Annotated in this window: 13 protein-coding genes; 8 read left to right on the top strand and 5 right to left on the bottom strand. The window is 25.0% G+C overall.

Annotation, left to right across the window (positions count from 1 at the left end):
• Nucleotides 1-29 precede the first annotated feature (29 nt).
• Both dnaN and dnaA read right to left on the bottom strand, forming a co-directional pair.
• Complete coding sequence (gene dnaN, locus AALI31_RS07700) at nt 30-1,136, bottom strand: DNA polymerase III subunit beta (protein ID WP_489885944.1); 1,107 nt, start codon at nt 1,134-1,136, stop codon at nt 30-32.
• Between the two features lie 229 nt (nt 1,137-1,365).
• The gene (dnaA, locus tag AALI31_RS07695; RefSeq protein ID WP_489885943.1) at nt 1,366-2,727 is read right to left on the bottom strand and encodes a chromosomal replication initiator protein DnaA; all 1,362 of its coding nucleotides are present in this window, start codon (nt 2,725-2,727) and stop codon (nt 1,366-1,368) included.
• 412 nt (nt 2,728-3,139) lie between these two features.
• Here dnaA and rpmH point away from each other — a divergent pair, with 412 nt between their 5' ends.
• From rpmH to rsmG, 7 genes are all read left to right on the top strand, one after another.
• The gene (gene rpmH / locus AALI31_RS07690; protein ID WP_489885942.1) at nt 3,140-3,274 is read left to right on the top strand and encodes a 50S ribosomal protein L34; all 135 of its coding nucleotides are present in this window, start codon (nt 3,140-3,142) and stop codon (nt 3,272-3,274) included.
• A 91-nt stretch (nt 3,275-3,365) separates the two neighbouring features.
• A complete protein-coding gene (gene rnpA / locus AALI31_RS07685) occupies nt 3,366-3,713 on the top strand; it encodes a ribonuclease P protein component (RefSeq protein WP_489885941.1) in 348 nt (115 codons plus the stop codon).
• Entirely contained in the window at nt 3,700-3,915 is a 216-nt protein-coding gene (gene yidD, locus AALI31_RS07680; protein ID WP_489885940.1) for a membrane protein insertion efficiency factor YidD, read from the top strand. The genes rnpA and yidD overlap by 14 nt, the downstream gene beginning before the upstream one ends.
• A 66-nt stretch (nt 3,916-3,981) precedes the next feature.
• Nucleotides 3,982-4,650, top strand: a complete 669-nt coding sequence (gene yidC / locus AALI31_RS07675) for a membrane protein insertase YidC (RefSeq protein ID WP_489885939.1) — start codon at nt 3,982-3,984, stop codon at nt 4,648-4,650.
• A gap of 83 nt (nt 4,651-4,733) precedes the next feature.
• Complete coding sequence (mnmE, locus tag AALI31_RS07670) at nt 4,734-6,095, top strand: tRNA uridine-5-carboxymethylaminomethyl(34) synthesis GTPase MnmE (protein ID WP_489885938.1); 1,362 nt, start codon at nt 4,734-4,736, stop codon at nt 6,093-6,095.
• A 5-nt stretch (nt 6,096-6,100) separates the two neighbouring features.
• On the top strand, nt 6,101-7,975 hold the full coding sequence (mnmG, locus tag AALI31_RS07665) for a tRNA uridine-5-carboxymethylaminomethyl(34) synthesis enzyme MnmG (RefSeq protein ID WP_489885972.1): 1,875 nt from the start codon (nt 6,101-6,103) through the stop codon (nt 7,973-7,975).
• Nucleotide 7,976: 1 nt separating this feature from the next.
• Nucleotides 7,977-8,672 (top strand): 16S rRNA (guanine(527)-N(7))-methyltransferase RsmG, encoded by a 696-nt coding sequence (gene rsmG / locus AALI31_RS07660; RefSeq protein ID WP_489885937.1) that lies wholly within the window; start codon nt 7,977-7,979, stop codon nt 8,670-8,672.
• 23 nt (nt 8,673-8,695) lie between these two features.
• Here the strand turns inward: rsmG and AALI31_RS07655 are convergent, their stop codons facing one another.
• On the bottom strand, nt 8,696-9,412 hold the full coding sequence (locus tag AALI31_RS07655; protein WP_489885936.1) for an N-acetylmuramoyl-L-alanine amidase: 717 nt from the start codon (nt 9,410-9,412) through the stop codon (nt 8,696-8,698).
• A 135-nt stretch (nt 9,413-9,547) separates the two neighbouring features.
• On the opposite strand from AALI31_RS07655, the gene AALI31_RS07650 reads away from it, so the two are divergent.
• On the top strand, nt 9,548-9,952 hold the full coding sequence (locus AALI31_RS07650) for a hypothetical protein (protein ID WP_489885935.1): 405 nt from the start codon (nt 9,548-9,550) through the stop codon (nt 9,950-9,952).
• On the opposite strand, the gene AALI31_RS07645 is transcribed toward AALI31_RS07650, so the two are convergent.
• Together AALI31_RS07645 and AALI31_RS07640 are read right to left on the bottom strand one after the other, a co-directional pair.
• Complete coding sequence (locus AALI31_RS07645) at nt 9,949-10,809, bottom strand: ParB/RepB/Spo0J family partition protein (RefSeq protein WP_489885934.1); 861 nt, start codon at nt 10,807-10,809, stop codon at nt 9,949-9,951. The genes AALI31_RS07650 and AALI31_RS07645 overlap by 4 nt on opposite strands.
• Complete coding sequence (locus tag AALI31_RS07640; protein WP_489885933.1) at nt 10,806-11,582, bottom strand: ParA family protein; 777 nt, start codon at nt 11,580-11,582, stop codon at nt 10,806-10,808. Before AALI31_RS07640 ends, AALI31_RS07645 begins: the two co-directional genes overlap by 4 nt.
• Between the last annotated feature and the right edge of the window lie 48 nt (nt 11,583-11,630).

Below are 11,630 nucleotides of genomic sequence, written 5' to 3'. Positions count from 1 at the left end.
AACATTAATAATAATTATTATTTAGATTATTAAATAATGAATCTCACTGGTAGTATCATATACTTTGAGTTAACATTTTTATTACCTTTTATTATACAAGGTGTTATATTATTATTAAATTCTAGTCTTATTTTTTCATCTTCAATAGCTTTTATTGCATCCATAAGATATCTTGAATTAAAAGCTATATCTAAATCAATACCATCCTTTTTTATACTTATTTCTTCTCTTAATTGTCCAAATTGAGAATTAGATTTTAAAATAATTTTTTCATTTAAAATTTCCAACTTTACCAAATTGGTGTTTTTATCCCTAGTTAAAAGAGTCGACCTTTCTAATCCATTTATGAAATCATATTTAGACAAAATTACTGATAATTTGTTATTTTTGGGAATTATAGATTCATATTTTATAAAATCTCCCTGAAGAAGTCTTAATACTATCTTATCTTCGCCTATTTTTAACATCATAAAATTATTAGTAATGTACATATCTATCATTTCATCATTTTCTTTTAGTATTTTGTTTACTTCATTCAAAATTTTAGCTGGAACTACTATGTTTATATTTAAAACACTATCTATAATTTCACTTTTTAGCGCTAATCTAAATCCATCCAAAGCTACAAAAGTTAAAATATTGTTCTTTATATTGATTAATACTCCAGTAATAATTCCTTTAGATTCATCAAAAGAAGCTGAAAAAGTAGTACTTTTTATCATATTTTTTAAAATATTTTGTTTTATAGATATCTTATTGTCTAGATTTAAGCTTGGTATTTTAGGTTGTTCTTCAGAATTCAAATTAACTAGATTAAATTCCACGTTACCACTCGATATAATTACATTATTGTTATTGTTCTTGTCATTTTTTATTTCAACTTTATTATTAGGCAATCTCTTTATTATCTCTCCAAATAATCTTGAATCTAATATTAAGTTTCCTTCATTAATCACATCAGTATAAAGTTTTGTTTCTATTGACAAATCAGTATCCATACCTATCATTGTTAAAATATTATCAAATACTTGAATAAATATACAAGTGAAAATAGGAGAATTTGATTTATTTGTTATTGCTCTTTGTACTATATTTATTTTTTCTATTAAATCATTTTTATTGCAATAGAACTTCATTATTAAACACTTCCTTTAAAATAATAAATAAAAAATATAATAATTAGTAATAATAGTTGTTAGTTTTGTTTAAAAATAACAAATCAAGCTACAAATAAGATTTATTTTAATTTAATTATGTTCAACATTAATTTAAAATAATGTTGATAACTATGATGTAAAAATTCAAAAAAAAAAGAAAAGTATATTATGAACAAAAAAAAAAAAACTTATAAACAAAAAGTATAAATTATTTATTATTTATTATTTTGTTTGATAGTTCCTCGATTATACTATTAAATTCTTTGTCTGATTCTACCTTATTCAATATTTTTTCATATGCATGTATAACTGTGGTATGATCCCTTCCACCGAAGTTCTCACCAATTTTAGGTAAAGACAAATCAGTTAATTTACGACATAGATACATAGCTATTTGTCTTGGAAATGCTATATTTTTGGTTCTCCTTTGAGACTTTAATGTTTCCATGTCTAGATCAAAATAGTTAGCAATAGTTTCTTGAATATACTCTATGGTTATACTTCTGGGATTCTTAGAATTTATTAAATCTTTTAAAGCTTCTTTTGCTAAGTCAAGGGTAACAACACTGTTGGTAAGATTTGTGTATGCAACAACTCTAAGTAAGGCTCCTTCTAATTCCCTTATATTTGATTTTATCTTGGTTGCTATGTATATTAAAATTTCATTTGGAATATTTAATTTATCAACATCTGCTTTTTTTCTCAGAATGGCTATTCTTGTTTCGTAATCAGGTGGTTGTATATCTGCTATAAGCCCCCATTCAAATCTAGAGCATAACCTTTCTTCAAGAGTCTTTATTTCTTTTGGAGGTCTATCACTAGAAAGAATTATCTGTTTATTAGATTCGTGAAGTGTATTAAATGTATGAAAAAATTCTTCTTGTGTTCGTTCTTTACCCGCAATAAATTGAACATCATCAATCAATAAAACGTCTACATTTCTATATTTGTTCCGAAATTCAATATTCTTATCATCCTTTATTGCACTTATAAGTTCATTTATAAACTTTTCAGATGTTACATAAACCACTCTCAAATTAGAATTATTTTCATTGATTAAATGCCCTATAGCATGCATTAAATGGGTTTTTCCAAGTCCAACGCCACCATAAATAAACAGTGGATTATAAGCTTTTGATGGAGAGTCGGCAACAGCTAAAGATGCAGCATGAGCAAATCGATTACTATTACCCACAACAAATGTTTCAAACGTATATTTATTATTTAGACTCGTGATTGAATTATTAAGATATATGTTAGATGCATCACTTCGAGAAGTATTTTTCTTAAGTGAATTATTTTTATTTTGTATCTTAAAATTTTCCTTAAGAGTTACATTTATATTTAAAGTTTTATTTGTAACTGATTTAATAGTTCTTTCCAATATATCTAAATATCTCAAATTTATAGTTTCGAGTATCAAGGAGTTATTGCATCCTATAATGATTTTAGAGTCAGATAAAAAAAGCACCTCAATATCTGAAAACCAAGTATTAAAACTTATATCGGATAAAGATTTTTTTAATTCAGATAAAATATCAATCCACAAATCATTATGATTAGAATCCATAATAACTACCTCCAAAAATACAAAATTTAAAATAAATAAATTAACAATTAAATATAAACAGATACTAAGTGTGGATATTATTAAAAATATTAATGTATGTAATACTTAAGCAATAATATATTATAAACATGTTAAGATTGAAATATTATCCCTGTAATATAGTATGATTGATTAATTTATACACAAAATTATCAACATAAATTTTTGTTTATAGTTCTGTGTATAAATAGTAAAATTATCAACAAATTAAGAACATAATATCATAATAAAACTTTAATATTCAACTCATTTTATTTTCTTTAAAATTAGATTATTGTTTTATTTGTGTGAGTTTTGTATATTGACATGTTGAACTTAAAAAGATATAATTTTTCTAATACTGAGAGAAATATTTGTAGAACGAGGTGATTGCATGTTTATGACATATCAGCCGAAGAAAAGGCAGAGAAAGAGGGAGCATGGATTTAGGAAGAGAATGAAAACTGCTTCTGGTAGAGCTGTTATAAGAAGAAGGAGATTAAAAGGAAGAAAGAGATTGACTCATTAACATATTTTTCAGTAGAGGCACTTTATTGTTCTTGATTATTGTGCCTCTTTGGGTGTTTGAGAAGGTTTTTTCTAAGTAAGCTAGTTTTATTATGAAGGTACATAAGATACATAAAAATTATGATTTCAGAATTGTATACGGTAAAGGAAAGGTTTTTCATAATAATTTGTTTGTCATGTGTGTCCGTAGAAACAAGAGAAATCTCGAGAAAAACCGTTTAGGAATAAGTGTAAGTAAGAAGGTTGGCAAAAGTGTAATCAGAAATAGAGTGAGAAGGCTTGTTTATGAGGTATATAGATTGAATTTACATAGATTAAGAACGGGTTATGATATAGTATTCATAGCACGCGTTAATGCTAAAAATAGAAAGTATATCGAAATTGAGAGTAATGTAGTTGATTTATTAAGAAAGGGGTTTGTTTTCTATGGTGAAGAATAGGCTTCCTATAGCAATTATAACATTATATAGAAAATATATCTCTCCACTTTATTCTCCAAGATGTAAGTTTTATCCTACATGTTCTATGTATGCAGTACAAGCTTACAAAAGGTATGGATTTTTTAAAGCTACAGCACTAATTATTATAAGGATACTAAAATGTAATCCTTTTTCGGGAGGCGGGATCGATTATTTAAAATGAATGTTGTTTTTGATTTTGAGTGAAATTGAGTAATAGATAAAATTGAGGGTAGGTGGATTATTTACTTTGTTTGATAGTATAATAAATGTACTAATTCGTGGATTCGAGAGTTTGCACGAGATAGTATTTAAAATTATTCCTAATGTTAATTTATCGTATGGACTTACGATTATATTATCTATAGTAATTGTCAAAGCAATTACTTTACCATTGTACATGAAGCAGGTTAAAACAACTAAAATACTTCAAAAAATCCAACCTGAACTTCAAAAAATTCAAGTAAAATATAAGTCAGATCCACAAAAACAACAGCAGCAGATGTTACAATTATATAAAGATTATAAAGTGAGTCCTTTGTCAGGGTGTCTTCCAACTCTCATACAACTACCGATATTGTTAATATTTTTTCAGTTATTTTTGAGATTACCTGGTATACATGAGAATACTATTTCATTTTTGTGGATTCCAGATTTGTCAGCAAGAGATCCATATTTTATATTGCCATTTCTGGCAGTTGTTACGGGTTTTATTCAAGGAAAGTTAAGTATACCAGTTTCCAGTGATAATAAGGATCAGGCTCAGCAGAGTAGAGTTATGAATATTGTTTTATCTGTAATGCTTGGAGTTTTTACAATATCAGTTTCATCGGCAGTAGGTATATATTATGTTTTTAGCAATGTTATATCTATAATGATTAGTTTGGTTATAAATAAGTTATTATTGAAAGGTGAATGATTGTTTTAAAGATTAGATTATTATGAATTTGGGTTGTTATGTTTGACAACCCATTTTTTATTATCAGGGAGGTTATAATTAAGATGAATACAATAGTTGGGTTATCAACAGCTATTTCAAATAGTGCTATTAATATAATTAGACTTTCTGGAAATTCAAGTTTAAAAATAATAAACAAAATATTCCAGACGAAGGATGGTTTAAAAAATAATGAGATAAAACATGGATTTATAAAATACAAAGGAGAGTTGTTTGATGAAGTTATGGTTAGTTTTATGAAATCGCCCAGAAGTTATACTGGTGAAGATGTTATTGAAATAAATTGTCATGGAGGTATAGTTGTTACGAATAGAATACTGAATTTATTAATAAACTTAGGAGCTAAAATGGCAGAACCTGGTGAATTTACAAAGAGAGCTTTTCTAAATGGTAAAATTGATTTAACAAAGGCAGAATCTATAATTGATTTGATAAATGCAAAATCTGATTTTGAATTAAAATGTGCACTAAACCAAAAAAATGGTAATTTGTATAGAAGATTAACTTTAATAAAGGAAAAATTAATAAATATTTTATCTAATATTGAGGTGATGATAGATTTTGAAGATGAGATCAGTGAATCTTATAAATCAAGTATAGAAGAAAATATATCTGATATAGTTGCAAATATACAAGAAATTTTAAAATATAAAGATCAAGGTATATTAATAAAAAATGGTATACAAACATGTATAGTTGGCAAACCAAATGTTGGAAAATCATCCCTTTTAAATTATTTCTGTAAGGATATAAAGGCTATTGTTACAGATATTCCTGGAACTACCAGGGATATTGTTGAGGAAACTGTAAATTTAGGAGATATAATTTTAAATATATCGGATACTGCAGGAATTAGGAAAAGTGATGATGTTATTGAAAATATAGGAATTGAAATGGCCAAATCCAAGATAAATGAAAGTAATTTAATATTATTCGTTTTAGATTCAACTAAAGATATGGAAAAAGAAGATTTAGAAATATATGAATTAGTTAAAGAAAAAAATATAATTTTTTTACTAAATAAGTGTGATACTGTGAGAAAATTACACGATGAAGATGTGATATCTAAATTTAATATATTCAAAGATAATTTAGTTAATATATCAGTTAAGAATAATATTGGTTTTGATAAATTAGAAAAATTAATAAAGTCTAAATTTATGTTAAATGATATAGAGTTTGATACTGATTCTATAATAATAACTAATATGAGATATATTGAAATATTTAATAAGTGTTTAAGTTCATTAAATGATGCTATGTATGCTTTAAAAAAAGATATAACACTGGACGTTATATCTATAGATATTCAAAGAACATTAAAATATATAATGAATATTACGGGTGAAGATGTAAGTGAAACTATAATAAATAATATTTTTTCTAAGTTTTGTATAGGAAAGTAGGTAAAATTGTGTATATAAGAGGAAAATTTGATGTTGTAGTAATTGGTGGAGGACATGCAGGGATAGAAGCATCTTTGGCATGTTCACGTATGGGAATAAGAACATTATTAATAACTTTGAATTTAGACTCCATTGGGTTTATGCCCTGCAATCCTAGTATTGGAGGAACGGCAAAAGGGCATTTGGTTAAAGAAATAGATGCATTGGGTGGACAAATGGGAATTGCTGCAGATGAGTGTGTTATACAAGCTAGAATGTTAAATGAATCCAAGGGTCCAGCTGTGCACTCATTAAGATTTCAAGTAGATAAATTAAAATATCAAATTTTTATGAAAAATATCTTAGAAAATCAGGAAAACTTGACACTAGTTCAAGGAGAAGTAAAAAAATTGCACATTGAAAATAATACTATAAAGGGGGTAATATTAACAACAAGTTCATATTTTGAAGCTAAATCTGTTATAGTATGCACAGGAGTTTATTTAAATTCAAAGGTTATAATAGGAGAAAATATATTTGATTGTGGACCAAATGGATTGGCTAATTCTAAATTTTTAACACATACATTCTTAGATTTAGGCATGAATATAAGAAGATTTAAAACTGGGACTCCAGCCAGAATAAGAAAACAAAGTATAAATTTTACAAAAGTAGAAAAACAACTAGGAGATTCAGAAATAATTCCATTTTCGTTTATGAATACAAAAATAGAGAAAGAACAAATAGAATGTTATTTAACTTATACAAATGAAGATACTCATAATATCATAAGAAAAAATATAAATAAATCTCCTATGTATAATGGAACTATACAAGGAATAGGTCCAAGATATTGTCCATCAATTGAAGATAAAATAATGAGATTTGGTGATAAGAATAGACATCAAGTTTTTATAGAACCAGAGGGTATAAATAGTAACGAAATGTATTTACAAGGGATGTCATCATCATTACCTGAAGATATTCAAATAAAGATGATTAATTCAATAAATGGACTTGAAAATTGTGATATTTTGAGAACAGGATATGCTATAGAGTATGATGTTTTGGATACTCAAGAACTAGAATTAACGTTAATGTTTAAAAAAATTAAAGGTTTATTTTCAGCAGGTCAGATAAATGGAACTTCTGGATATGAAGAAGCCGCAGCTCAGGGATTGTTAGCAGGAATAAATGCTTCTTTATATATATTAAATAGGGATCCACTAATTTTACGTAGAAACGATGCCTATATAGGAGTTTTAATAGATGATTTAATAAATAAGGGAACAGATGAACCTTATAGAATAATGACTTCAAGAGCAGAATACAGACTAATATTAAGACAAGATAATGCAGATCTAAGATTAACAGAAAGGGGATATAATGTAGGTTTAGTAAGTAGAGAAAGGTATAATATTTTTATAGATAAAAAAAATAAAATAAATTATGAATTGAATAGAATAAAAAATCTAATTATTAATAATACACAAGAGGTAAATATAATTTTAAAAAACTTAGGATCATATCCTCTAAAAAAACCTATAACTCTGTATGAATTAATAAAAAGAACAGAACTAAATTATTTGAAAGTAGCATTGTTAGATAAAAATCGTAAGAATTTTGATAAAGATATATGTAATCAAATTGATATAATAGCAAAATATGAAGGATATATAAAGAAGCAAGAAGAAGACATTTTAAATTTTAACAAAATGGAGAATAAATTAATTCCTAAAATTATAAATTATGATAATATAAAAGGATTAAAATTAGAAGCAATACAAAAATTAAATAAAGTAAAACCAGAAAATTTAGGTCAAGCAATGAGAATACCAGGGATATCACCATCAGACATATCTGTTTTAATATTATACTTAGAAATATTGAGGAGAAATTAATATGAAATACTTTAATATGTTAAATGAATTTTGTAGCAAACTTAATATAAAGTTCGATATAGATATGTATGAAAAAATATTAATTTATACTAGAGAATTAATTAATTATAATAAAAAGATAAATCTAACATCGATAAACACCGAAGAAAAAATTATAAAAAGACATTTTCTAGATTCACTTTCAATATTTAATTATAATATAAAGTTAAACTCAAATATGTGTGATATTGGAAGTGGCGGAGGATTTCCAGGCATACCAATAAAGATAGTAAGAAATGATATAAAAATAGATCTTATAGAATCTATTAATAAAAAATGTAAATTTTTAGAACATATAGTAAATATATTAGATATTAAAGGAATAAATATTATAAATAATAGGGCAGAGTATGTTTCACGTGAAACATACTATAGAGAAAAATATGATTATGTCATATCAAGAGCAGTATCAAAATTAAATATATTATTTGAGATATCATTTGCATTAGTTAAAATTAATGGTAAATTTATTTCATTTAAAGGTAGTAATTATAAAGAGGAATTAAGAAAATCAGATGATATAATTATAAAAATGGGCGGGATTTTATATAAGATAATATATATAGAAGAATTTAACAGTAATTTAGTTATTATAAATAAAATTGATCAGACTTCTCACGATTATCCAAGAAAATATAATATAATCATAAAAAAATAGAATAACGAAAGCTATAGCTTTCGTTATTTGTATATATAATAGTTTTTGATTTCCGTAAATTCATTACTATTCATAAGGGAATTAACAAAATTTTCTAATGAACTTTCTTGAGATTTAATTTTATTATACCAAAAATTTTTACCATTATAATCAGGAACTCTATTTAAAAAAACAATATAAACATTATCGATAAAATTACTGATTTTATCAGAAATAATTAATTCATTACCATATTTAACTGATTCAGTAGTATTTTTATAATAATTATCAACCCTTTCTAAAAAATCGTACCATAAAATCCAATTATTTTTACTCATTGTATAGGGGCATATTTTTCTACTTGCATCATAGTGTCTAACTACATTATCTATTTTTATATCATATTGTTTCATAAGAAATGATGTTAATTCCACCATTTTATCCAGTGCAATATTATAGTCACCATTTATATTTACACATAATTCTATACCTAAACTATTTTCATTAGTTATTCCATATTTACCATTACCATCACCACAATGCCATGCTTTATCGGAATCTCTTATTATTCTTAAAATTTGTTTATCATCAACGAAATAATGTGCTGATGATTGTCTATCTGCAGAATTAAAAAAAGAAAAATGTGCATCTGCATCTGCACCATTCGATGTATTTCCAGTATCATGTATTACTATATACTTAATAATCGATCCATTTCGAGATGAAAAATTATATTTCACTAATTTTTCATTTACTTTCATATAAAACTCCTTAATAAGACTGTATATTTATAATATGTGAATGATAATTTTATGTGAATAAAAATTAGGAATAATAAATGAGTTTATTATATACAATAATACTTGTGTAATATCAAAATAGATAGGAATGATATAATGAAAATAAATTTTGCAATATTGTGCATATTAATTTTAGTATCAATAATTTTCAAATTTTATAATTCTCATACAATTGTAAATTTTAATGATTATAGATGTTTTTTACGAATATGTGAACTATATGATATGGATTCGAAAAAAAGATGGTTGGAAATGATAAATAACAGAAAACAAATCATAAATTATGTCCATAAAGATAATAAACAGGATCAGTATAAATTTTATATAAATGAATATAAAAAGAGTAAATTTATTAGACAAAAGAGAAAGTATGCAAATAGATTAAATATATATATTGAACGAAAGGATATAAATAAAATAAAAAGATATTTAAATTTAATATTAAATATCTTTGAAGAAGAAAATACATATTTAAAAAAAGCTTTAAATATGTATTTTTAATTAATGTCTGTGTACATTAAATTTAATATTCTATTTAAATCTTCATTAGAATAATATTCGATTTGTATACTTCCTTTATTTTTTTTATTCATAATCAGAACTTTAGTTCCAAAATAATTTTCTAATTTTGATTTTATATTCAATATATAAGGATTTATATTTTGAGTAATAGAATGTGTTTTGTATGTGCTATTTAGATCTTGTATTAATTTTTCAGCTTGTCGTACATTTAAAGATTCATCTATTATTTTATTAGATATCTCTATTTGAAGCTTCTCATCCTTTATACCAGCTAAAATTTTAGCATGACCTTCTGAAATTTCTTCATTTATAATATAATCTTGAACGACATTAGATAATTTAAGCAATCTTAATTTATTTGTTATTACGCTTCTTGAAATGGCTAATTTTTTTGATAAATCTTCTTGAGTTAATCCAAAGTTATTTATAAGATTTTTGAAAGCTTTTGCCTCTTCTATTGGATTTAAATCTTCTCTTTGAATATTTTCAATTAATGATATTTCAAGCATTTCTTGATCAGATTTTTCAATTATGATACAAGGAACTTTAGATAGATTTAAATGCTTTGCAGCTCTATATCTTCTTTCACCAGCAATTATTAAATATTTATCCTTAATCTCACTTACCAATATAGGTTGTATTATACCATAAGCATGTATAGATTCTGCTAAAGCTATTATACTATCCTCGTTAAAAAATTTTCTAGGTTGATTAAGGTTTACTTTTATCAAATTTATATCAATATCTACATGATTATATTTTGAAGGAGAGAATTTATTAGTTTCGTAATTAGGTATTAAAGAACTTAATCCTTTTCCAAGAACATTTTTTTTCATAGACCACTTCTCCTTTGTTTTGATATAAATTCTTTAGCTAAATTTCTATATGATAACGCTCCTTTACATTTTTCATCGTAAAGCATTATAGGCAATCCATAACTTGGAGATTCTGCTAGTTTAATATTTCTAGGTATAATAGTATTAAAGACTTTATCTTTAAAAAAATTGCTAATTTCTAAAACTACTTCATTACTTAGCTTTGCTCGAGAATCATGCATGTTCAGTATGACACCTTCAATATAGAGGTCTTTATTTAATGAATTATTTATTAAATTTATAGTATGAATTAATTGCCCCAGACCTTCTAACGCATAAAATTCACACTGAATTGGAATTATCAAACTGTCACTAGCAACAAGAGCGTTAAGAGTTAGGAATCCCAGAGAAGGAGGACAATCTATGAATATAAAATCAAATTTATTATTTAATTTATTTAGAGAATCTTTTAATATAAATTCACGATTTTGAATATTTGATAATTCTACTTCAGTGGCAGATAATTCTATGGAAGATGGAATTATGTATAAATTTTTAATTATTTCACTTTCTATTATTAGTGAATTTATATCTTTATTATCAACAAATAAGTCATATAAAGAAAAATGTAGGTTTGATTTATCAATACCAAGACCACTGGTAGTATTACCTTGAGGATCTATGTCAACTATCAAAATCTTAAATCCCTCTAGGGCTAAATAACATGAAAGATTTATATTTGTGGTTGTCTTACCAACCCCACCTTTTTGATTAAATATAGAAATTTTCTTCATATAATTTTAAAAGTGCACCACCTTATGTATTGGAAGTTCCATGTGAAA

The organism is Anisomitus miae (SeqCode), from assembly GCF_054906395.1.
This window is presented reverse-complemented; position numbering and strand designations above follow the sequence as displayed.